A 21,908-nucleotide genomic window follows, 5' to 3' on the forward strand; every position below is an offset into this window, starting at 1 on the left:
CCGATGGATTCCGATGAAACCAAATTTCCCTTGCCGCACAAGGCCGCAAGGCTGGTGCACTGCGGCATACTAGGGGTCTTGCCCCACAGGTGTGACATGACGCGCGCGTTCAACTTCAGTGCCGGCCCTGCGACCTTGCCGGAATCGGTCCTGCGCCAGGCGCAGGCGGAAATGCTGGACTGGCACGGGTCCGGCGCTTCGATCGTGGAAATGAGCCATCGCGGCGCGGAATTCATGTCCGTGGCCGCCGAGGCCGAGGCCGACCTGCGTCGCCTGCTCGATATCCCCGAAGACTACGCGGTGCTGTTCCTGTCCGGTGGTGCCACCACCCAGCAGGCGTTGATCCCGCTGAACTTCGCCGCCCCCGGCCAGCGTGCCGACTACGTGGTCAGTGGCCACTGGGGCAAGACCGCGGTCAGGCAGGCCGGTGTCTACGTGGACGTCAACATCGCCGCCAGCAGCGAGGCCGATGGCTATCGCACGCTGCCGCCGCGCGCCGACTGGCAGCTGTCACCCGATGCCGCCTACGTGCACATCACCGCCAACGAGACCATCCACGGCGTCGAGTTCCGTGATGTGCCCGACACCGGCAACGTTCCGCTGATCGCCGACTTCAGCTCGTCCATCGCCAGCGAGCCGCTGGACGTGCGCCGCTACGGCGTGATCTATGCCGGCGCGCAGAAGAACCTGGGCCCGGTCGGCATCGCGGTGATGATCATCCGCCGCGACCTGCTCGAGCGCAGTGGCCAGCCACGCGCGGACATCTTCGATTACCGCTCGCATGTCGCCCGCGATTCGATGCTCAATACCCCGCCAACCTGGAACTGGTACCTGGCCGGCCTGGTGTTCAAGTGGATGCTGGCCGAGGGCGGCGTGGCCGAGTTCGCCAGGCGCAATGCCGCCAAGGCCGCGCTGATGTACGGCGCCATCGACGGTTCCGGCGGCTTCTACCGCAATGAGGTTGCACACGCGGCCCGTTCGCGGATGAACATCCCGTTCTTCCTGCCCGATGCCGATCTCGATGCCCGCTTCGTGGCCGAGGCCAAGGCCGCTGGCCTGCTGGCGCTGAAGGGGCACAAGGTCGTCGGTGGCATCCGTGCCTCGCTGTACAACGCCATGCCGCTGGCCGGGGCCGAGGCGCTGGTCGCCTTCATGGCCGATTTCCAGCAGCGTCACGGCTGAGCAATGAACGGCGCGCACCGTCGGGTGCGTGCCCCGAAACAAGGAATTCCGATGGCAAGCAGCAAATCCAGCAAGAAGGCGCCGAAGAAGGCCGAACCGGCCAAGGACAGCGTGCCCACCAAGGCGAAGGGCAAGGCCAAGGCCACCTCGAACCCGGCACCCACCCTGGCGCCGCTGGCGCTGGCCGATGTGCGCTCGAAGATCGACCAGATCGACCGCGACATCCAGAGCCTGATCGCCGAGCGCGCGCGCTTCGCCCACCAGGTCGGCAAGGCCAAGGGCAAGCTCGCCGCCGCCGTCGACTACTACCGCCCCGAGCGCGAAGCGCAGGTGCTGCGCATGGTGGTGGACCGCAACGAAGGCCCGCTCAGCGATGAACTGCTGGTGCACGTCTACCGCGAGATCATGTCGGCCTGCCTGGCCCAGCAGGAGCCGCTGAAGATCGGTTACCTCGGCCCGGAAGGTACTTTCAGCCAGCAGGCCGTGCTCAAGCACTTCGGCCGCTCGGCGCTGGGCCTGCCGATGGCCAGCATCGAAGAGGTGTTCCAGGAAGTGGAAGCGGGCAACGCCGATTTCGGCGTGGTGCCGGTGGAGAATTCGGGGCAGGGCACCATCCAGATCACCCTGGACATGTTCCTGACCTCCAACCTGAAGATCTGCGGCGAAGTGGAACTGCGCGTGCAGCAGTTCCTGATGTCGCGCAGCGGCCGCATCGAGGACATCGAGCGCATCTACGCGCATCCGCAGTCGTTCATGCAGACCTCGGCGTGGCTGCGCGCCAACCTGCCGAAGGCCGAGAAGATTCCGGTGTCGAGCAACGCCGAAGGCGCGCGTCGTGCGCGCAACGCCGACGACGCGGCGGCCATCGGCGGCGAGAGTGCAGGCCACGTGTACGGCCTGAAGAAGGTGGTCACCAAGCCGATCCAGAACGATGCCGACAACACCACCCGCTTCCTGGTGGTGGGTCGCAACATTTTCCCGACCTCCGGGCACGACCGCACCTCGGTGCTGGTGTTCATCCATGACAAGCCCGGTGCGCTGTTCGACGTGCTCAGCCCGTTCGCCCGCCACGGCATCAGCATGAACCGAATCGAGTCGCGGCCGTCACACCACGGCAAGTGGGAGTACGGCTTCTTCATCGACCTGGCCGGCCATATCGACGACGCGCCGATGCAGGCCGCGCTGGCCGAACTGGAAGCGCACTCGGCGCAGATCAAGGTGCTGGGCTCCTATCCGGTGGCCGTGCCCTGAGTGCTGCTGTGGCGGCAACAGCCGCCGCTCCCTGATGCATCGCCGGCGCTGCCGGTGTTTACGGAATGATCGAACGATGAGCAACGCGCAACACTGGATTGCCCGCAAGGGCCAGCCGCTGCAGGGCAGCCTGACCATTCCCGGCGACAAGTCGGTCTCGCACCGCTCGGTGATGTTTGCCGCGCTGGCCGATGGCACCTCGCACATCGAAGGCTTCCTGGAAGGCGAAGACACCCGCGCCACCGCGCGCATCTTCAGCCAGCTGGGGGTGCGCATCGAAACCCCCAGCCCGTCGCAGCGCATCGTGCATGGGGTGGGTATCGACGGCCTGAAAGCACCGCAGGCACCGCTGGACTGCGGCAATGCCGGTACCGGCATGCGCCTGCTGGCGGGCCTGCTGGCAGGCCAGGCCTTCGACTGCACGCTGATCGGCGATGAATCGCTGTCCGGCCGACCGATGCGCCGCGTGACCGGCCCGCTGTCGCAGATGGGCGCAAGGATCGACACCCAGGACGACGGCACGCCGCCGCTGCACGTGCATGGTGGCCAAGCGCTGCACGGCATCGATTTCGCCTCGCCGGTGGCCAGTGCGCAGGTCAAGTCGGCGGTGCTGCTGGCCGGGCTGTATGCGCAGGGCGAAACCAGCGTGACCGAACCGCACCCGACCCGCGACTACACCGAGCGCATGTTGTCCGCATTCGGCGTGGACATCGCGTTTTCGCCGGGCAAGGCCCGCCTGCGCGGTGGCCAGCGCCTGCGCGCCACGGATATCGTGGTACCCGCCGATTTCTCTTCGGCCGCGTTCTACCTGGTCGCCGCCAGCATCATTCCCGGTTCCGAGCTGCGCCTGAAGCAGGTCGGCCTGAATCCGCGTCGCACTGGCCTGCTGCATGCGCTGCGCCTGATGGGTGCGGACATCAGCGAAGAGAACCCGGCAGAACAGGGCGGTGAACCGGTGGCCGACCTGGTGGTGCGCTACGCCCCGCTGAAGGGCGCACGCATTCCGGAAGAACTGGTGCCGGACATGATCGACGAGTTCCCGGCGCTGTTCGTGGCCGCCGCGGCCGCCGAGGGCCAGACCGTGGTGAGCGGTGCGGCCGAACTGCGAGTGAAGGAATCCGACCGCCTTGCGGCGATGGCCACCGGCCTGCGTGCGCTGGGCATGCAGGTGGACGAGACCGAAGACGGCGCCACCCTGCACGGCGGCGTTCGGCTGGGGAGTGGCACCATCGAAAGCCACGGTGACCACCGTATTGCCATGGCGTTTGCCATTGCCGGCCAGATCAGCGACGGCGAAGTGCGCATCAACGACATCGCCAACGTCGCCACCTCCTTCCCGGACTTCGACGGCCTGGCACGCAGCGCCGGCTTCAACCTGGCCTGATCGGCCGATCAGGTTTTCCGGTAGGTGCCAACCATGGTTGGCACGCGCCCCCTGTCCGGTAGGTGCCGACCTCGGTCGGCGCGCTCACATCGCCCGGTAGGTGCCGACCTTGGTCGGCACGCTTCTCCGCATAAAAGGACGGAGGCCGAAGCCTCCGTCTAAACATCACGAACCCCTCGTCCGCGATCAACGCTGTCCGGTACGGAAATCCACCGGGACCCGCACCACACTGGCCACTGCACGGCCTTCATGCATCGCCGGCTGGAACTTCCAGTTCTGCACGGCGCTCAGCACCGCACGATCCAGGTCACGGCTGCGCTCGCCGCTGCGCGAAACAATCGCAGCATTGGTGACCTGGCCGCGGGCATCGACATTCAGGCTGGCGACCACGCTGCCCTGCACGCCATTGCGCAGCGCGGCAGCGGGGTAGGTCGGCTTGCTGTTGCCTGCCAGCGGGCGTGCCTCGCGATTGCGTACGGCAGGGGGGGCCTTGCGCTGGTTGCCGGCCGCTGCGGCCTGGCGGGCCGCAGGCTGTTGTACATCGGCGACCGGCGCCTGCTCGGGCGCGGGCAGCATGCGCTCGCCGACCGGTGCCGGCGCCACGTCTTCCTGGTTCGAGTGACGCAGCCAGAGCAGCGCGGCGGCAAACATCGCCACGATCAGCGCGATCCACATCCAGGGCGACGTGGGCTTGTGCTGTTCGCTGGCGTCCTGCTGCAGCTGCGGCGAATGAAGGTCTTCGTGGGTGGTGGCGGTCATCGCAAACTCCTTCCGTCAATGGACGACGGGGAGAGTGTTGCGCGGGCCAGTGGCGGGAAGTGTCAGCGTTGCGTCAACGCGACCGGCAGGGTTCAGTTTGCCTGCCGGGAAACGTTCAGTTACTGGGTCTTGAAGTCGAACGGCACTTCAATGCTGCCCGGTACGGCCTGGCCGTTGCTCTGCGCCGGGGTGAAGCGCCAGCGGCGCACCGCATCGGTCGCGGCACGGTCGAGCTCGCGTGAGCCGCTGCGCTGGATCACCGTGGCATTGTTCGGATAGCCGGTGGCATCCACGTCCACGCGCACCACCACGCTGCCGGTCTCGCCGGCGCGCAGCGCGGCGGCCGGGTAGGCCGGTGGAGGCGACTGACCGGCGATCGGCATCGGCTGGCTGTTGCCTGTAGCAGCCGGCGCCGGGGCCGGTGCGACCGGGGCCGCTTCAGCGACGGGCGCCGGCGGTGGCGGCGGGGTTTCGACCAGCTTCGGGGCTTCCTCCTCGACCGGGGCCGGCTTGGCATCGGGCATGTCGCTGGAACCGGCGGCCGCAGCCAGCGGTTCGGGCAGCGGTTCCACCTGCGCCGTCTCCTGCGGGGTCTGTGCGGCCGGGTCGGCGCGGAAGAATTCCTTGTCGCGACCGGTGTACCAGACCAGCACGAACAGCAGCACGCCCACGCCGAAGGCGATGCCCGCGATCTTCAGGGCGTTGCGCGGGATATGCACGGTAAACGACTTGGCGGACGACGAGCGGGGTGCAGACATGGACCGGACCAGTACGGAATGCCCCGATTCTGCCACGGCGGGAATGAACCGGGCGGCAGAAATCCGTATAACAAGCGATAATCCCATCCCTGATACCCACCACGACACCTGCCATGCTTGATCCAGCCCTGCTCCGCCACCAGCCCGCCGACCTCGCCGAACGCCTGCGCACCAGCCGCGGCTTCGAGCTCGACGTGTCTGCCCTGGAGTCCCTGGAGGCCGATCGCAAGCGCATCCAGGTGCGTACCCAGGAGCTGCAGAGCCTGCGCAACAGCCGTTCCAAGGCTATCGGCCAGGCCAAGGCCAAGGGCGAGGACGTGTCGGCCATCATGGCCGAGGTCGCTGCATTCGCCGACGAGCTGAAGGCCTCGGAAGTGGCGCTGGACGAGCTGCGCGAGAAGATCGAAGCGATCTCTATGGGGATTCCGAACCTGCCGGCCGATGACGTGCCGGCCGGTTCCGACGAGAACGACAATGTCGAGCAGGCGCGCTGGGGTACTCCGCGCCAGTTCGACTTCAAGGTGCTCGACCACGTTGAGCTGGGTGCGCGCAACGGCTGGCTGGACGGCGAGACCGCGGCCAAGCTGTCCGGCTCGCGCTTCACCGTACTGCGCGGCCCGATCGCGCGCCTGCACCGTGCGCTGGCCCAGTTCATGGTCGACCTGCACACCGGTGAGCACGGCTATGAGGAAACCAACGTGCCGCTGCTGGTCAACGCCGATTCGCTGCGTGGCACCAGCCAGCTGCCGAAGTTCGAGGACGACCTGTTCAAGACCGCCGTGGGCGACTCCACGCGGTACCTGATCCCGACCTCGGAAGTGCCGCTGACCAACATCGTGCGCGACGAGATCGTCGACGCCGAGCGCCTGCCGCTGCGCATGACCGCCCACTCGATGTGCTTCCGTGCCGAGGCCGGCAGCGGGGGCCGCGACGTGCGCGGCATGATCCGCCAGCACCAGTTCGAGAAGGTCGAGCTGGTCTCGATCAGCCGCCCGGAAGACAGCGACGCCGAGCACCAGCGCATGACCCGCTGTGCCGAAGTGGTGCTGGAAAAGCTGGGCCTGCCGTACCGCAAGGTGCTGCTGTGCACCGGCGACATGGGCTTCTCGGCGGTGAAGACCTACGATCTGGAAGTCTGGCTGCCGTCGCAGGAGACTTACCGCGAGATCTCCTCGTGCTCGAACTGTGGTGACTTCCAGGCCCGCCGCATGCAGGCGCGCTGGCGCAACCCGGCCACCGGCAAGCCTGAGCTGGTGCATACCCTGAACGGCTCGGGCGTGGCGGTTGGCCGCGCGATGATCGCGGTGATGGAGAACTACCAGAACGCCGACGGCAGCATCACCGTGCCGGAGGCCCTGCGCCCGTACATGGGCGGTCTGGAAACCATCGCCTGATTCTCTGGCTGGGTGGGTGCCATGCTTGCATGGCACCGTATCCACGCATGGCGTGGATCTACTTGAGGATGTTGCACGCGCCGGGCATGAATTCAACGATGCCCCAGTAGATCCACGCCATGCGTGGATGAACCCCCGCGAACACTCCACAGCGCGCAGCTTCTCCAACGGCACCCATCCCGGTTCGCCGGCCTCCGGCATGCACCATGCCCACCCGTTAAGCGTGCGCATCCCTCGCAGCAGCTGCCCCGGATCCACATCCAGTTCGCGTGCGCAGTAATCCTGCGTGGCAAACGCGCCACCCTGCGCATCGTGGCCGATCACCGGCGCCGGCACGAAGCCGGGCTGCTGCCCCTCGGCCTCGCACAGGAACCAGTCGTCCCAGCCCTCCGGGCCTTCATAGCGTTCGCCCACTACCAGCGCCTGGCCGCGGCGCAGGGTGATCGGGTGCGGAAATTCGCTGCGGTGCGCAGCCGTCACGATGTAGTTCATGCCCCCAGCCTAGCGCGTCGCAAAAGAAAACGGCCCCGCATAGCGGGGCCGCCAGGGTGGGCCGGGATGGGGGAGGGGATCCCGGCCCGCGTTCAGCGCCCAGACGAGGAGAGAGGGGCGCCGAACGTTGGAACGCGTTACGCAGCGACGGCTTCGGCCGCTTCGTGCGACGGAAGTGCCGCCAGCGCACCGGCAATGGCGTCTTCACGGTGCTGCGGCGAATAGGCGATGCCTTCGGCGCGCACGAATTCGACCTCGTTGATGCCCATGAAGGCGAACACCTGGCGCAGGAACGGCTCCTGGAAGTCGGCCGGCGAGTCGGTGTAGATGCCGCCACGGCTGCTGGCGATTATCACCCGCTTGCCACCGGCCAGGCCCACCGGGCCGTTCTCGGTGTACTTGAAGGTGCGGCCGGCCACGGCCACGCGGTCGATCCAGGCCTTCAGCGTGGATGGAATGCTGAAGTTGTACATCGGCGCGCCGATCACCACGATGTCGGCGTCCAGGAACTGCTGCATCACCTGTTCAGCGTCGGTCGCCTCGGCCGCGTCGGTCTTGGCCAGCGAGCTGCTGCGCAGATGCGGTACCGGATTGGCGTCAAGATCGCGATAATCGACCTGCAGGCCATCGATCTGGCTGGCGAAGCGGGCGACCACAGCGGCCGACAGCTGGCGCGAGACGGAGTTGTCGCCAAGCACGCTGGCGTCGAGATGCAGAAGCTTCATGGCAGTCACCTGTGTTCTGGGAGGAAGGGGCGGGATGGCCCCGCCGACGGAGAGAACGATAGGTTGTTGCAAAGGCGGAATAAAGGTGGTTGAATGCCACGTATTGTTCTAGATATGGAACTCGGGTATGCATGACCTGAATGACCTGTACTACTTCGCGATGGTGGTCGACCATGGCGGATTCGCCGCCGCCGAGCGCGCACTGGGTATTCCCAAGTCGCGCCTGAGCCGCCGCATCAGCCAGCTGGAAACCGACCTGGGCGTACGCCTGCTGCAGCGCTCCACGCGCCGTTTCGCGGTCACCGATGTCGGCACCAGCGTGCACCGCCATGCGCAGACGATGCTGGCCGAGGCCCAGGCCGCACGCGAAGTGGTGGACCGCCTCAGCGCGGAGCCGCGCGGTGTGGTGCGCGCCAGCGTGCCGGTGTCACTGGCGCAGATGCAGCTGCCCAAGCTGCTGCCCAAGTTCCTTGAGCAGTACCCGAAGGTGCGGCTGCAGCTGAACATCAGCAACCGCCGCGTGGATATCATCAATGAAGGCTACGACGTCGCCCTGCGCGTGCGTTCGCGCCTGGATGACGACGGCAGCCTGGTGATGCGCAGCTTCGGCCAGGTGCAGGAACTGCTGGTGGCCAGCCCGAAGTACCTGGACCGCGCCGGACGCCCCAAGGACCCGGAAGAGCTCACCCAGCACGTCACCCTCAGCATCAGCGAAGACGAAGCACGCCAGCGCTGGGAACTGCATGGCCCGGAAGGCGAAGTGCGCCGGGTCGACTTGCAGCCGCGCGTGGCCGGTTTCGACTTCCCGCTGCTGCAGAGCATGGTTAAGGACGGTTTCGGCATCACCATGCTGCCGGAGACCGTGTGCGCCGACGCCGTGCGCAACGGCGAGTTGGAAGTGGTGCTGCCGGACTGGTCGCTGCCGCAGGGCGTGTGCCACGCCGTGTTCGCTTCGCGCCGCGGCCTGCTGCCGGCGGTGCGCGTGTTCATCGACTTCCTGGCCGAGCACCTGCCGCCGCAGCTGGAGGCCTCGCGCCTGGATTGCGGTGGCGCCTGTGAAAAGGCCAAGGAGCGGATCAAGGCCAGTGCGCTGGGTGCGCTGGCGGTGGATGCCGGCTGAGAGGTCTTGAAGGCAGCGCCGGGCGATGTCCGGCGTTGCTGTTCTACGGCGAAGGCCCCACCGTGCCGGATGCGGAGGGCAGGGGCATGGTGGTCTTGGGCAAATGTCCGTCACGTGCGAGAATACGGCGCTGCCCGGGCGACCGGGACCCGATTGGAGAGATGGCCGAGCGGTTTAAGGCACCGGTCTTGAAAACCGGCGAAGGGTCAAACCTTCCGTGGGTTCGAATCCCACTCTCTCCGCCAGTTGATTCAAAGAGCCCCTGGATTCAGGGGCTTTTTCGTCTCGTCAGTCCACGCCATCGATCTGCACGCGAGCCGGGGTAGCACGGCGGCCTTGCATGAGGAGCCCGACGCCGGCCACGAGGCAGGCCGCCAGCGTTGCGATGGAGAGCGGAAGCAGGAACTCGTCACGACCGGCCGCGGCGAAGCCCACATGAATCATGGCGGTGCCGGCGCCAACTGTCCCGCACAGGCTGGCATACGCCCGCGCGGAGGCCTTGGCCAGCACAACCTGGCGATAGCCATGCAGCAGGGCGCCCACAGCGATCAGGTTGAAAGCCAGAAACCCCTGGATGCCGCCGGGAACGCCGAACAGGGCCCACTCGTGCCAGAACGCTGCATCAATCTGGTGCAGGACCAACGCCAGCAGTGTTGCCAGATACCACCGTTCCATGGGGTCGTCCATTTGAATGTCGGCAAAGTCTAGCAGCCGGAGTGAGTAGTCGATCTCCGCCTGGGCGAAGCTCACGGTGACGGTGAGGGCAGTGCGCACATCGCCAGGAAAGCGCAGAGAATACGCTCACCCACGACGCTCACTCTTCGGCTTGTTATGGCACAACGGGTAACTCGAGCACGACCGGAACGCCCCATGCGGCCCATTGCGGTCCACGAACACGCCCACCTTGCACACCGGGCAGCGCTCTTCGTGGATGGCCGCGCCTGAAATCGCGGTCACTTCTACGGCCCCGTCCTTCACCAGCTCATCCAGGAATGGCGAGTGCCTGCCCTGCAGGGTGAACATCGCAACCGACCGTCGCGCACGCGTCAGCGCGACATAGAACAGGCGCCGTTCTTCGCTCAGCGGATAGGTATCGCCGTCCGGCATCGCCAGCGAAAGCACCGGGTCATCCGCGCGCAGGTTCGGGAAGCTGCGGTTGATCATGCCCGGCAGGATCACGTAGTCCGCCTCGCGCCCCTTCGATCGATGTGCGGTCAGGAACTCGACGTCCATCGTGCTGCCAAAGGCCGTCTTCCAATCCGAAGGCACTGCACCGCGATCCGCGCGATACCGCCCCAGAACAAAGACCGTCACGCGTCCATTGCGGCCCTGCGCCACCGCGCCTGACAACAGTTGCTGGTGCAGCTTCGAAAGGTACTGGCGAACGCCATCCTGCACCTCCTCACGCCGGTTCATCTGGAACGCCTGCAGCACCGGGCCGACTGCCGGCGCAGCAGAGCGGACCTTCTTGGCCATCTGCGCGGGGTTGCGGCTGATGAAGCGGCTGGAGACGTCGCACAGTGCCTGCGGGCAGCGGAACGTCTGCTCCAGTTTCAGCACCTGGCCATGCCCCATCCATTCACGGAATCCGGTCATCACCGAAACGTCGGCGCCAGCGAAGCGATTGATCGACTGCCAGTCATCGCCCACCGCAAACAGATAGCGGCCCGGTTGGCTGACCAGCGCACGGCAGAGGCGCGCACGGGCGCGCGAGGCATCCTGGAATTCGTCGGCCATCACCAGATCGTAGGGTGATTCATAGTGGCCCTGTTCCAGCAGCCCGGCGGCCATGTTGAGCATGTCCTCGAAGTCGATGCTGCGCTCGTCAGCCAGCGCGTTGTCCCAGGCCTGGAAAACCGGCCCGGCGATCTCCAGGAAGCGCCGGTAGCGTTCCTTGAACTGATCCTCGGGCATCTGCCGCAGGCGCGCCGCCATGTCATCCAGCGTCAGGCAGTTGCTCTTGGCATGCGCAATGAAGGTGCGCATCAGGCCAATCAGGTCTGCATCCGGCATCGGCTTGGCGCCCTGGTCAGGCAGCTCGCGGTCCGGGTGCGGGTCGAGTTCGACACCAGACGCACCCAGCCGCTCGGCAAGATGCTGCAGGGCCTGTCCACTGCGCAGGCCGAACGACGTCGTTTCGACCAGTGCGGTGCCGCGTGCCGCATGCTGCTGCCGCTTCCAGTGCATCCCTTCGCTGTAGTTGGCAAAGTGCTTCGGCGGATGGCCATCGGCATCCAGCGCAAAGTGCTCGTGATACAGCCGGGCGTCCGGATAGTAGAAGTCCGGACGATACTGGCGGTGGGTATCCGTCGCGGTATCGAACTCGTAGCGCCGCTCGTAGTCGTACGCCACTCCGTTGTAGAACAGCCAGTCGGCGATGACGCACTCTTCCAGGCTCTTCACCCGCTCACCCTGCAGTGTACGTATGTAGGGTGTGCCATCGCGGTCGTAACCATCGGCCATCATGTCGGCACCCAACGGCGGCAGATCGCGTCCGAACACCAGGCGGAACATGTCCCACTGGGTGCGGAAGTGGGTCGAACGGTCCTTCAGGTCGTCCACCAGTTCGGCCAGCTTGTTGAAGCCCAGCGTTGCGTCGACCGCCCATTCCGGGATATCGGGCTTGCGCCCTGTGGCCTTGGCGATGAGGGACAGGCCCAGGGCGTGGAAGGTCCGGGCTTCCACCACGGTGTCGCCCATGCCGAGCCGGTCGAAGCATCGCTGCGCGCGCTCTTCCAGCTCCTTGGCGGCGTCCTTGTTGAAGGCGAGCATCACGATCCGTTCGGGCTCCACGAAGCCGCGATCGATGGCATAGGCGGCCTTGGCAACCATCGTGGAGGTCTTGCCAGAGCCGGCCGCGGCCACGACCTGCACCCGGTTGTCGAAGCAGATGACGGCGCGGGCCTGCTCCGCGGTCAGCGGCCTGCTCTCGACCCGGTCCAGGAAGGGCTTGGCCAGACCCAGTTCACGGGTCGCCATTGCCTCATTGGCGTCCGCCCACATGGCGGGCCAATCCAGCTGCCAGTCGTGCAGTGCATCCAGTGCCATGCGGTGGCGGTCCGAGTGCAGGTCGTCATGCACCTCCTCGTCGAGGAACAGCTGCTCCAGCTCGGCTGACGGGAGGGGCAGGGACGGGCGTTCGGCCAGCAACGCCTGCTGCTGTTCGTACGTGATCCAGCGGCGGCCGGTGGTGCCTCGGTCGGTAAGCGCATCTGCCTCGGCCAGCCACGCCTGGATCTGCGCCAGAACGTGCTCAAACAGTGCCTTGCGCCCTCGTCTGGAGCGCGCGAAAAGCACGTGCTGAACGGCAGCGGCAAGCCGGGAGCCCTGGCTGTTCGGCAGCCCATCCACGGACAGTGCTTCACCGTGCTCGGTCGTCAGTTCGACCCGGGACCAGAGCACGCCGCGAACGACCCGCACGCTGTGTTCGTTCGCCACATGCTGGTGGTATTGCCTGCCGTCGATCAAAAGCGCGAGCTGTTCGCCATCCAGCCGCAACTGCCAGTCCGGCGAGCGGGTGACACGCTGGCCCCAGACCGAGGGGCGCCATTCCATAGACATCCAGATACTGCCTTGCGTACGTCACCGGGCGTAAAGCGCCCTTGCCGCCCCATGATAAGGCGGCTTGGCGTGGCACGCTGCGTTTTCCGGTCAGTCGCGCGCGTGAGCCAGCGATGGCATTGCACCCTCGCCAGCGCGACAGGCGTCAGGCGTTCACATCCACGACGATGCGGCCGCGCACCTTGCCGGGGATGATCTGCCCATAGACATCCAGCACCTCGGCGAGGCCGATCTGCTGCACGGTGCTTTCCAGCTTTTGCGGGTCCAGGTCGGTCGCAAGCCGATCCCAGGCGCGCTGGCGAACCTCTTGTGGGGCATTCACCGAATCCACGCCGGCCAGGGTCACGTTGCGCAGGATGAAGGGCAATACCGAGCCGTGCAGAGCGTCGCTCTGCGCCAGGCCGCACGCGGCCACGGCACCGCGATACTTCGTCTCGGCGATGGCGTTGACCAGGGTAGGGCCGCCGGCCACATCCACCACGCCGGCCCAGCGTTCGGCACTCACCGGCCGCTCGCGCGGCTCCGAAAGCTGCGCACGATCGATGATCTCGGCCGCACCCAGGTTGTGCAGATACTCAGCATGCTCCGGGCGTCCGGTGGCGGCTACCACGCGATAGCCCAGCTTCGACAGGATCGCCACCGCAATCGAGCCGACGCCACCGTTGGCGCCAGTCACCAGCACATCGCCCTTCTCGGGCGTCACCCCGGCATGTTCCAGGGCCAGCACGCACAGCATCGCGGTATAGCCAGCGGTGCCGATGGCCATGGCATCGCGGGTGCTCAGGTTGCCGGGAATCCGGTTGAGCCATTCGCCGCGTACGCGGGCGCGCTGTGCCAGGCCGCCGTGGTGGCCCATGCTCAGGTCCCAGCCATTGAGCACGACGCGGTCGCCTGGCTTGAAGTCGGCCCTGCTGGATTCCAGCACCACGCCTGCCAGATCGATGCCGGGAATGAGCGGGAATGTCCGGATGATCGGACTCTTGCCGGTGAGCGCAAGCGCATCCTTGTAGTTGAGCGTGGAGTACTCGACCTGCACCAGGACGTCGCCGTCCATCAGGTCCGCCTCGTCGAAATCGACCAGCTCGGTCGAAAGCTGGTTGTTCGTCTTGCCGGTCAGCAGGGCTTTGAACGTCATGGATGGCCTCACATTGATGGAATGGGGCCATGCTAGGCTCGTGCCACTATTGCAACAAGAACGATGATTTTCCGTAGGTACTATGGTTTTCCGGAGTATGCATGCGTAGCAAACGGTGGGACGGCAAAAGCGGTTGCGCGGTGGAAGTCACGCTGTCGGTGATCGGCGGCGTGTGGAAGCCGATCATTCTTTTTCACCTGATGACCGGCAAGCGGCGTTTCATGGAACTGACGCGGCGGGTGCCCAACGCCACCCAGTCCATGCTCACCAGCCAGCTCCGTGAACTGGAAGCCGATGGCGTGGTGATCCGCCACGTGTATCCGGAAGTGCCGCCGAAAGTGGAATACGAGCTGTCCGAGTTCGGCCGCACACTGGCGCCGGTGCTGCTGGCGATGCGCGAGTGGGGCGAGACCTACCGCGGCTATCAGAGCACCCAAGGCGATAGCTGAAGGCTGCGCGGCGTTGCGCTTGCCGCATGTGGGTTTCGCGAATGCCTACAGCCATCGGCGGGTCTTTGGCACCGCGAGCGCGCATGTCGTATACGGCTGGATAGGGCGTCCGGAAAGTACGCGTCGATGGTAGTCGCCTGCTGGCGAAGAACGCCAGTCAATGGACAACTCGACATCCACTGACGCAACTAACGTAGCGACGTGATCGATCAGGATTTCCCTGCTTTCCACCGCCGGTTCAGGGCGGTAACCATGTCCGCGCCAAGGCATTCGCCGTGGCCGGGATTGGCGTCCTGAACGTACATGATGCGCGGCGTCACGGTTGCAGCCAGAGTTGCAACCGTGACAATGCATCGCCTGCCAGTTCATGGCGGACGGTGCGTGGGGATCTCTCGATCCGCCGGCTTCTTGCATCATGTATCCGGCACGCCAACCCGCACCGTCCGCCACCTTGCATCTGCAGGTGGCCACAACGTGAGGTTGCCGTCATGCCCGAACGTCTTCCCGACCATCCCCGCCTGCACGCGCTGCTGGGTGCCGCTGTACTTGATCTTCCCGCTGCCTTGGCCGAAACGCTGGAGGACGCGCTCCGCGAATCCGCCGAGTTCGTCACCCCATCGGCATTCTTTGCACACCTGAAAGGCCACGGCAGGAACCTGCGTGCCGATGGCGAGGCCTGGAGTGAAATGTGCCTGAGCCCCGGCCGCGCCTTCGACATGGCCCTGGCGACCCGCAGCATTTCGGGCATCACGGCGTTGACCGCGGTGCTGCACGCTGCGCATGTGGCGCGGGAGAGCGACGATCCCGCCTGCTGTCCCTCCGCCGCCGTGGTCGAGGGCCTGTTCAACGCCTGCCAAGTGCTGTCACTGCAGGTAGAGCGCTGCCTGGTTCCATGAAGGGCTGCGATGCGGTTCCTGTTCGGTTGACGCCCGGCTCCTTATAGTGGCGCTGGAACCCTGCAATGGAATGCCCATGCACGTGATGTCCCCGAGCCGTTGCCTGACGCTTGCACTTGCCGTCGCGGTGAGCGCCAGCGCATGTGCACGGTCACCGTCCACCGAACACGAAAGGAATCCCGCCATGTCCGGCGCAACGCAGACCGGCCGCACGATCAACGGCCACACCTATACCGATGCGCCCGTGGACGTGAAGCTCGGGCCGAATACCTTCCGCATTCCGGCCAACTACCTGGACAGCCAGATCGCACCGTGGCCAGGCGAGGGCGTGACGCTGGTCATCGAGTGGCCGGACATGAAGCCGACGGCGCCGGGCGCCCGGGCCAATCCGCGTACGAATGATTTCCGGAAGGAGATTGCTGTGGCGATCGACTACATCGATCGTGCGCCAATCGAAACATCATTGGAGCGCTTGTCCTCCAACCAGGCATCCACCGAGGAGGGGTCGGTGGAGCGAAAGGATCCTCGGGATCGGCTCGATCTGCGGATTGCGCAGCCCGATGTCATGGGCCTGACGCCTTACGCCATCGATGAAACGAGGATGGCGGTTTTCTCGAAGGAGTACGAAGCACGCTATGGACAACCGCCCACCCGCAATCCTGCCTATGAAGATGACTGGTACATCGCGCGCGCTCCCAACGGCAACCTGACCACATTCATCAAATGCGAAAACACGGCGTTCCGGGGGGACGGCGTTCGACTGCAGGGCGATCAGGTCATCAGTGAGCAGGGACAAGCCGCCGCGGGGTGCTTCCACTATTTCTCGGATGTGGAGAACAAGCTTTCCATCTCGCTGAACTACAAGCGGGCCTTCCTGGCGGACTGGAAGCGGATGGAAGATGCGGTGCGGGATGTTCTCGCGCGCTCCCGGGTCCGGAAGTGAGTGCATTCAGGAGCAGGCGATGGGCGGATTGACGCAAGAAAATCTCAAGATTCTGGCCAGCTATGCCAAGGCTGGAAACCGCGAGTTGTACTGGAACTATCTGTCGCAGCTGCCGGACGCGGATGGCTATGGGACGCTTGCGCTGGGCGTGGTTCGCAACGACAGCTTGCCTGGCCGCGTTGCAAACAGCTATGCACAGGAGTATGCCCGGCATCAGGAAGGCAAGGGCTCCGGCTTTCCCGACGCGCAGCTGAGCGAGCGCCAATGGGAGATGTTTGGGCAGACGCTTCTGCGCCAGGACCTGGAGCGACGCCTGTTTTGGATGGAGCAGGGGCGATCCGACCTGGCACTGAATCTTCCCGGCAAAGACGTGATGCTGGCTCACGACCGCGCATTTGAACGGCATGAACTCGATCCCAACTGCTGGACGCCGCGCGTGTTGCTGCAGGCGGCTGAACAGAAGAGCGGCCCCGAGAAGCTGGAGCAGATCTGGACCAACATGCTCAACAACGACTATGCCGGCGGCCCGCGCGTAGGCAATACCAGTGTTGATGCCATCAGCCAGATGGGATGGGCGAAGGGCGGCCAGTACCTCACCCGGTTGAGCGTGCTGGAAGCCACTCAGGCATTGGAAGGGCGCTCGGCGGTCGATCCGAACGTCATCGGTGGCAACAGCTACTACGCAATGTATTTCGCAGCGGACAGGAAGTGGGCCAGTGTCAGCGCGAGCGGCGGCCACATGTCGATGCGGGAGATCACAGACCCCGCACGCATCGCCGAGCTCAACGACGCGCGCGAGGTTCGTCTGGAGCGCCAGGAAAAACGCACCCAGTTCCACCCGGACGACCCGTACCGGACCATCACCCGCAGCCCGCTGACCGCAGCTGTGGACGACGTGCCGGATTTCTCGCAGGCACCGACCCGCCTGGCCGACATTGGTCCGGGCCACCGCGGCTACGCACTGATGCAACAGGTGCGCGAAGGCGTGGCCGCGATCGATGCCGGCGCCGGGCGTACCCACGACGAGAACAGCGAGCGCCTCGTAGCGAGCGTGATGGCATTGGCCCGTCGCAACCAGCTTGAACGGGCCGACCATGTGCTGCTGAGCGCGCAGACCGCCGAGCATCCGGCCGGCCGCAACGTGTTCGTGGTGCAGGGCGAGATGAGCGATCCCGCGCATCTGCGAGCGGTCATGCCTACGGACACGGCAGTGCAGACGCCGGTCGAACACTCGCTGCGGCAGATCGAGGCCGCCAGCCTGGAACGACAGCAGGCGGCCATGCAGCGCCAGCAGGACAACGACGTCCACGCGCGTGACAACCCTGCGATGCGGATGGGCTGAGGTTACGCAGCAGAGCCGAGCGGGCGCCCGGCTCGGCTGGAAGGCCTTCTCAGAAGCTGTAAGCCGCCTGCACATACACCCGCCGCGGCTCGCCCGGGAAATGCCCGTTGCGCTCGATGAAGCCGCTGGCCGCGTACACCTTGTCGAACAGGTTCTTGACGTTGGCCTGGAACTGCCACTGCTTCCACGTGGTCTTCCAGCTCATGTCGAATACCGTGTATGCCTTGACCGCCTGCCCATCCAGGCTGACACGCTCGCCCACATGGTCGGCGCCGAAGCCGATGGCCGAGTTGATCGACGGCAGGTCGTAGCGCGTCCACACGCCGAGCTTGTTGCGTGGCGCATTGGCGAAGCGGTCGCCGGAGGCATTGGTGATGCCGTTCGGTCCGGCATCCTTCACCCGTGCGTCGTTGTAGGCGTAGGTCAGGTTCACCACCCAGCGCTCGGTCACGTCGGCCAGCAGGTCCAGTTCCATGCCCGTGCTGCGTACCAGGCCCAGTGCAGCGAGTTGGTTTACCCCGCCGATCACCTCGCCGGTGGCCTGCACGATGTTGCTGCGGTCGATGCGGTAGGCCGCCATGTTCAGGGTCACACGGTCGGCCAGCAGGGATTTCAGGCCGATTTCCCATTGCCTGCTGCGCTCAGCGTCGAAGGGCCCACCGGCCGCCGGATTCTGGTTGGCGGCACTCTGCGGCACGAAGCCACTGGCGACGTTGGCGTACAGGTTCACGCCGTCCCGGGCGGCAAAGGTGCTGCCCAGACGCCAGCTGAGCGCATTGCCATCGACGCTGCTGCGACCCATGCGGTCCTCATCCTTGAAGCCATCCCAGCGCAGTCCGGCCAGCACATGCCAGCGCGTGCCCAGTGCCAGCTCATCCTGCAGATAGCCGCCGTAGCGTTTGCTGCGGGTGGCGGTGCTGCGCCAGGGTAGTGCGGCCAGGTTGTAGTCGTGCCAGGTGCTCGCGCCATAGACCGGGTGGAACAGGTCGATGCCGCGCACAGGGCCGGCGCCGCGTGCCAGGTCGGCGCTGTTGGCGGTCTGCGCGGTGAAGTCGGCGTCGAGCTGATACACGTCGGCACCGAACAGCACCTTGTGTTCGATACGGCCGGTGTTGATCCGCCAGACGGCATTGCCGCTGGCGGTGAAGGCCTCGTTGTCGCGGATCTGGTTGCGCAGCTGGCGCGTCATCCACTCGGCCACGCCGTCGCGATCACGATCAATCAGCCCCATCGGCTCGTGGTACATCTGGTGCTCGTTGTTGCTGAACCAGCGCGCGGCAATGTCCACGTCCAGGTTGTCGCGCGGTGCGAAACGATACTGCGCCAGTGCGACCTTGGCGCGCATGTCGAGGAAGTCACTGGCCTCGTTGTGGTTCCATCGCCGGTCGGTCAGGAAGCTGCCGGCATCGTTCACCGGCACGCCGCGCAGGCGGTTGCCGCCCAGGTTCTGGGTGATGTCGGTGAACTGCAGCACCAGTTCGCCGGTCTGGCCGACATCGAAGGCCAGCGAGGCATCGCCGATCACGCTTTCGCTGTCGGCATTCCAGCGCACGCCCTGCTCGCTGTCGGCATACAGGCCGGCGCGATAGCGAATGCTGCCGCTGGCATTCAAGGGGCCCGTGCCTTCGATCGATCCGGCGCGGAAGTCCTTGTCGCCTGCCTGCAGCTCGATGCGGCGTTCGGCGCGCGCCTTGGGCTTGCGCGTTACATAGTTGATGACACCGCCCGCATCACCACCGCCGTACAGCGCACCGGCCGGACCTTTCAGCACTTCCACGCGTTCGATATTGAACAGTTGCGGCACCGAGAAGCCTGCATAGGGATCACCGCGCAGGCCGTCGTAGAGCACGTTCTCCTGGCGGAACCCGCGGAGGGTGACGCCGGCATAGCTGAAGAAGCTGATGCCGCTGATGCTGCGGTACAGATCGGTGACCTGGCGCGCCGCCTGGTCGTCGATCAGCTCGCGCGGCACGACCTGGATCGACTGCGGTACCAGTTCCAGCGGGGTATCGGTGCGGGTGCCGACGGCCGCATCGTTGGTGCGATACAGGGTCTGCGCGCGGCCGCGGACTTCCACTTTGTCCAGGTCCTTCGGGGCGTCAGCGAAGGCCTCGGAAGCCAGTGCAGGTGTAGCCAGGGAAAGGGGCAGCGCCAGGCAGAGGGCGCGCTTGAGCGGGGTTGGAAAGGGCATGAGGGACGAGGCTGGGCCGCAAATGAGAAAGATTAGCATTTGCAGTGCTTCGGGACCTATCCCCCGGATGCACTATGGACGCGGGCCCGGGTCGGTATACGGGGTGCCGGCCAGGGCCACCAGCACGCCGGTGCCGCCGCGTACGATCAGCTGCAGCACCGCCTGGCGCGGATCCTCACCCTCCTGCTGGCTGGCCAGGCCTCCCTGATAGGCCGCCACCATCGACGCCAGCAGCATCGCCGCACCCAGGCGTGCCTCGGCATCATCCGCTGGCCGCCCGACCGCGCTTGCCATCAACAGCGTGAGGTCGTCGGCCAGCAGTGCCTGCAGCCGTCGCGCGTGCGCGACCAGCACCGGACTGTCGGCCACGGTGGCCCAGAAGGCCGCTGCACCGGAGTTGATCCGCAACAGGGGATGGCCGCTGTCGAGCAGCTCCCTCATCAGAGACTGGAAGGCGGCCAGCGGCGTCATGCCGCGGCGCGCCGCCATGCCCTCGCGCAGCAACGCCCGCGCCTCCTCGTCGCGGTCGAATACCAGGTCCTCCTTGCTGGCGAAATAGTTGAAGACTGTCTTGCGCGAGACCCCGGCGGCCTTGGCGATCTCGGACATCGACACCGCCTCGAAGCCACGCCGGATGATCAGCGCGGTGGCGACATCGGAAATTGCCTGTCGGGTCTGTGCCTTGCGTTGCTCGCGACGGCCTTGGGGCGGGGTCATGGCGGTTGGCTTGTGTAAACGTACACCGAGTGTAACATTGTGCGCACCAGAGCGCCGGGCCGGCGCAGGGGGGAACCTGATGCTGTACGACGTTGTCATTGCCGGGCCGGCCCGGTCGGCTTGTTCCTGTCCTGCGAGCTGGCCCAGGCCGGCTGTTCGGTCCTGCTGCTGGAGCAGGCTGAGTCGCCCGATTCAGCCCTGAAGCGCCTGCCATTTGGCCTGCGCGGCTTGAACGCGCCCACGTTGGAAGCGCTGGATCGGCGCGGCCTGCTGGACGCGGTCGCAGCCCGCCAAGTGCTGAAGCCGGACAAGGGCGCACCGCCGCCCGGCACCGCCCATTGGCTGGCACAACCGCGGCCGCTGGGAGGCCACTTCGCCGGCATTCCGTTCGCGCTGGATGACGTGGACAGCGGACGCTGGCGTGATCGCCTGCCGACCCCGGTACCCATGCAGATGGCGGTGGAGCTGCAGTCGCTGGAGGCGGTGCTGGCCGAGCGCGCAATGTCGCTGGGTGTGCAGATCGAGCGGGGCTGTACGGTGCAGGCAGTGCAGGCACACGACGCACAGATGCAGGTGCAGACCGGTCGCGGGCTGATGCGGGGCCGATGGCTGGTCGGCTGCGATGGCGCCCGCAGCACGGTACGCAAGCACTCCGGCTTCGAGTTCGCAGGGACGGCGCCCGAGTTCACCGGGTACACGCTGCAGGTTGAACTGGCCGATCCGTCGGTGCTCACCCCGGGGCGTCGGTTCACCAAATACGGCATGTGCAATTTCAACCCGCCGGGCGTGCTGGCGCTGGCCGATTTCGACGGTGGCGCAGGCCACCGCAGGCCACTGGACCTGCACGCCGCCCAGGCGTTGCTGCGGCGGGTGTCCGGGCGCCAGGCAACGATCACCGCGTTGCATCTGGCCACCACATGGACCGATGCCGCGCGCCAGGCCACGGCCTATCGCAGCGGCCGCGTGCTGTTGGCTGGTGATGCGGCGCACATGCATTCGCCGCTGGGAGGGCAGGGCCTGAATCTCGGCATCGGCGATGCGATGAACCTGGGGTGGAAGCTGGCCGCCGTGGCGCGAGGCGACGCCGCCGAGACGCTGCTGGACAGCTATCAGGCGGAGCGCCATCCGATCGGCGCGCGGGTGCTCGACTGGTCGCGTGCGCAGGTGGCGTTGATGCGACCAGGCCCAGGGCAGCGCGCGCTGGCGGCGGTCTTCGCCGACCTGGCCGCGACCCGCGACGGTGCCACCTATCTCGCTGAGCGGTTGTGGGGCGTGGCACAACCACCGGTGTTCAACGGCGAGCATCCGTGGGTTGGCCAAAGCGCGCCTGACGTCCAGCTGGCCAATGGCGATCGCATGGGGGAGCTCCTGCGCGCAGGGAAGGGCGTGCTGCTGGGGCTCGATACCGGCGTTTCACTCGGCCCGATCTTTGCGCGCTGGCAACGCTCGGTTCCCTGCGTGATATCCACGGCGCGCGATGCGATGGGACTGGGTGCGTTGCTGGTCCGCCCTGACGGTATTGTGGCCTGGGCCTGCGATGCTGGCGGCGACACGTCGGGGCTGGAGTCTTCGCTGGAACGCTGGTTCGGTTTGCCGTGGTGAACGGCGC

At 66.1% G+C, this 21,908-nt stretch carries 17 protein-coding genes, 1 tRNA gene and 2 pseudogenes; 11 read left to right on the forward strand and 9 right to left on the reverse strand.

Features of this window, described 5'->3' with window-relative positions:
* Positions 1–96 precede the first annotated feature (96 nt).
* From serC to aroA, 3 genes are all read left to right on the forward strand, one after another.
* Complete coding sequence (gene serC / locus N5E02_RS06705; protein ID WP_279946103.1) at positions 97–1,182, forward strand: 3-phosphoserine/phosphohydroxythreonine transaminase; 1,086 nt, start codon at positions 97–99, stop codon at positions 1,180–1,182.
* Positions 1,183–1,233: 51 nt separating this feature from the next.
* Entirely contained in the window at positions 1,234–2,433 is a 1,200-nt protein-coding gene (pheA, locus tag N5E02_RS06710; RefSeq protein ID WP_049414995.1) for a prephenate dehydratase, read from the forward strand.
* 76 nt (positions 2,434–2,509) lie between these two features.
* Positions 2,510–3,817 (forward strand): 3-phosphoshikimate 1-carboxyvinyltransferase, encoded by a 1,308-nt coding sequence (gene aroA, locus N5E02_RS06715; protein ID WP_005417295.1) that lies wholly within the window; start codon positions 2,510–2,512, stop codon positions 3,815–3,817.
* A gap of 186 nt (positions 3,818–4,003) precedes the next feature.
* Here the strand turns inward: aroA and N5E02_RS06720 are convergent, their stop codons facing one another.
* Both N5E02_RS06720 and N5E02_RS06725 read right to left on the reverse strand, forming a co-directional pair.
* Entirely contained in the window at positions 4,004–4,576 is a 573-nt protein-coding gene (locus N5E02_RS06720) for an energy transducer TonB (RefSeq protein ID WP_069139846.1), read from the reverse strand.
* Between the two features lie 119 nt (positions 4,577–4,695).
* Positions 4,696–5,334: an energy transducer TonB gene (locus N5E02_RS06725; RefSeq protein WP_005417291.1), complete on the reverse strand. Its 639-nt coding sequence runs from the start codon at positions 5,332–5,334 to the stop codon at positions 4,696–4,698.
* A gap of 113 nt (positions 5,335–5,447) precedes the next feature.
* Between N5E02_RS06725 and serS the strand changes: the two genes are divergently transcribed.
* Positions 5,448–6,728, forward strand: coding sequence for a serine--tRNA ligase (gene serS / locus N5E02_RS06730; protein WP_065196080.1), 1,281 nt, complete (start codon positions 5,448–5,450; stop codon positions 6,726–6,728).
* Positions 6,729–6,872: 144 nt separating this feature from the next.
* Here serS and N5E02_RS06735 read toward each other — a convergent pair.
* Together N5E02_RS06735 and N5E02_RS06740 are read right to left on the reverse strand one after the other, a co-directional pair.
* A pseudogene (locus N5E02_RS06735) lies at positions 6,873–7,220 on the reverse strand (ligand-binding protein SH3); the annotation flags it as partial.
* A 137-nt stretch (positions 7,221–7,357) separates the two neighbouring features.
* Positions 7,358–7,945, reverse strand: a complete 588-nt coding sequence (locus N5E02_RS06740; RefSeq protein ID WP_005417285.1) for an NAD(P)H-dependent oxidoreductase — start codon at positions 7,943–7,945, stop codon at positions 7,358–7,360.
* Between the two features lie 127 nt (positions 7,946–8,072).
* Here N5E02_RS06740 and N5E02_RS06745 point away from each other — a divergent pair, with 127 nt between their 5' ends.
* Together N5E02_RS06745 and N5E02_RS06750 are read left to right on the forward strand one after the other, a co-directional pair.
* On the forward strand, positions 8,073–9,065 hold the full coding sequence (locus tag N5E02_RS06745; RefSeq protein WP_005410175.1) for a LysR family transcriptional regulator: 993 nt from the start codon (positions 8,073–8,075) through the stop codon (positions 9,063–9,065).
* Positions 9,066–9,220: 155 nt separating this feature from the next.
* Positions 9,221–9,310, forward strand: a tRNA-Ser gene (locus N5E02_RS06750).
* A 43-nt stretch (positions 9,311–9,353) separates the two neighbouring features.
* On the opposite strand, the gene N5E02_RS06755 is transcribed toward N5E02_RS06750, so the two are convergent.
* The 3 genes from N5E02_RS06755 to N5E02_RS06765 form a co-directional block, all read right to left on the reverse strand.
* Positions 9,354–9,839 carry a DUF6713 family protein gene (locus N5E02_RS06755; protein ID WP_279946104.1) on the reverse strand — a complete coding sequence of 162 codons (486 nt, stop codon included), beginning with the start codon at positions 9,837–9,839 and terminating at the stop codon, positions 9,354–9,356.
* A gap of 27 nt (positions 9,840–9,866) precedes the next feature.
* Positions 9,867–12,620 carry a UvrD-helicase domain-containing protein gene (locus N5E02_RS06760; protein WP_279946112.1) on the reverse strand — a complete coding sequence of 918 codons (2,754 nt, stop codon included), beginning with the start codon at positions 12,618–12,620 and terminating at the stop codon, positions 9,867–9,869.
* A 151-nt stretch (positions 12,621–12,771) separates the two neighbouring features.
* Complete coding sequence (locus N5E02_RS06765) at positions 12,772–13,761, reverse strand: oxidoreductase (protein WP_279946105.1); 990 nt, start codon at positions 13,759–13,761, stop codon at positions 12,772–12,774.
* Positions 13,762–13,862: 101 nt separating this feature from the next.
* Between N5E02_RS06765 and N5E02_RS06770 the strand changes: the two genes are divergently transcribed.
* From N5E02_RS06770 to N5E02_RS06785, 4 genes are all read left to right on the forward strand, one after another.
* Positions 13,863–14,210: a helix-turn-helix domain-containing protein gene (locus N5E02_RS06770; RefSeq protein WP_049471387.1), complete on the forward strand. Its 348-nt coding sequence runs from the start codon at positions 13,863–13,865 to the stop codon at positions 14,208–14,210.
* 488 nt (positions 14,211–14,698) lie between these two features.
* Entirely contained in the window at positions 14,699–15,106 is a 408-nt protein-coding gene (locus N5E02_RS06775; protein ID WP_134970660.1) for a hypothetical protein, read from the forward strand.
* Between the two features lie 76 nt (positions 15,107–15,182).
* Positions 15,183–16,049: a hypothetical protein gene (locus N5E02_RS06780; RefSeq protein WP_065179542.1), complete on the forward strand. Its 867-nt coding sequence runs from the start codon at positions 15,183–15,185 to the stop codon at positions 16,047–16,049.
* A gap of 19 nt (positions 16,050–16,068) precedes the next feature.
* Entirely contained in the window at positions 16,069–17,391 is a 1,323-nt protein-coding gene (locus N5E02_RS06785; RefSeq protein WP_279946107.1) for an XVIPCD domain-containing protein, read from the forward strand.
* 49 nt (positions 17,392–17,440) lie between these two features.
* Here N5E02_RS06785 and N5E02_RS06790 read toward each other — a convergent pair whose 3' ends face one another.
* Positions 17,441–19,582 carry a TonB-dependent receptor gene (locus N5E02_RS06790; RefSeq protein ID WP_279946108.1) on the reverse strand — a complete coding sequence of 714 codons (2,142 nt, stop codon included), beginning with the start codon at positions 19,580–19,582 and terminating at the stop codon, positions 17,441–17,443.
* A gap of 72 nt (positions 19,583–19,654) precedes the next feature.
* A complete protein-coding gene (locus N5E02_RS06795; protein WP_279946109.1) occupies positions 19,655–20,299 on the reverse strand; it encodes a TetR/AcrR family transcriptional regulator in 645 nt (214 codons plus the stop codon).
* A gap of 79 nt (positions 20,300–20,378) precedes the next feature.
* On the opposite strand from N5E02_RS06795, the pseudogene N5E02_RS06800 reads away from it, so the two are divergent.
* Positions 20,379–21,901, forward strand: a pseudogene (locus tag N5E02_RS06800) (FAD-dependent monooxygenase).
* The last annotated feature ends 7 nt before the right edge of the window (positions 21,902–21,908 follow it).

Source organism: Stenotrophomonas sp. GD03777, assembly GCF_029842485.1.
Classification (GTDB): Bacteria; Pseudomonadota; Gammaproteobacteria; order Xanthomonadales; family Xanthomonadaceae; genus Stenotrophomonas; species Stenotrophomonas sepilia.

Bases quoted from the DNA above. Each gene is read 5' to 3' on its own strand.
- N5E02_RS06765 (WP_279946105.1), bottom strand. From the start codon at position 13,761: ATGACGTTCAAAGCCCTGCTGACCGGCAAGACGAACAACCAGCTTTCG.
- N5E02_RS06740 (WP_005417285.1), bottom strand. From the start codon at position 7,945: ATGAAGCTTCTGCATCTCGACGCCAGCGTGCTTGGCGACAACTCCGTC.
- N5E02_RS06775 (WP_134970660.1), top strand. From the start codon at position 14,699: ATGCCCGAACGTCTTCCCGACCATCCCCGCCTGCACGCGCTGCTGGGT.
- N5E02_RS06760 (WP_279946112.1), bottom strand. From the start codon at position 12,620: ATGGAATGGCGCCCCTCGGTCTGGGGCCAGCGTGTCACCCGCTCGCCG.
- N5E02_RS06720 (WP_069139846.1), bottom strand. From the start codon at position 4,576: ATGACCGCCACCACCCACGAAGACCTTCATTCGCCGCAGCTGCAGCAG.
- N5E02_RS06795 (WP_279946109.1), bottom strand. From the start codon at position 20,299: ATGACCCCGCCCCAAGGCCGTCGCGAGCAACGCAAGGCACAGACCCGA.
- N5E02_RS06745 (WP_005410175.1), top strand. From the start codon at position 8,073: ATGCATGACCTGAATGACCTGTACTACTTCGCGATGGTGGTCGACCAT.
- N5E02_RS06770 (WP_049471387.1), top strand. From the start codon at position 13,863: ATGCGTAGCAAACGGTGGGACGGCAAAAGCGGTTGCGCGGTGGAAGTC.
- N5E02_RS06725 (WP_005417291.1), bottom strand. From the start codon at position 5,334: ATGTCTGCACCCCGCTCGTCGTCCGCCAAGTCGTTTACCGTGCATATC.
- N5E02_RS06790 (WP_279946108.1), bottom strand. From the start codon at position 19,582: ATGCCCTTTCCAACCCCGCTCAAGCGCGCCCTCTGCCTGGCGCTGCCC.
- N5E02_RS06785 (WP_279946107.1), top strand. From the start codon at position 16,069: ATGGGCGGATTGACGCAAGAAAATCTCAAGATTCTGGCCAGCTATGCC.
- N5E02_RS06780 (WP_065179542.1), top strand. From the start codon at position 15,183: ATGCACGTGATGTCCCCGAGCCGTTGCCTGACGCTTGCACTTGCCGTC.
- pheA (WP_049414995.1), top strand. From the start codon at position 1,234: ATGGCAAGCAGCAAATCCAGCAAGAAGGCGCCGAAGAAGGCCGAACCG.
- serS (WP_065196080.1), top strand. From the start codon at position 5,448: ATGCTTGATCCAGCCCTGCTCCGCCACCAGCCCGCCGACCTCGCCGAA.
- serC (WP_279946103.1), top strand. From the start codon at position 97: ATGACGCGCGCGTTCAACTTCAGTGCCGGCCCTGCGACCTTGCCGGAA.
- aroA (WP_005417295.1), top strand. From the start codon at position 2,510: ATGAGCAACGCGCAACACTGGATTGCCCGCAAGGGCCAGCCGCTGCAG.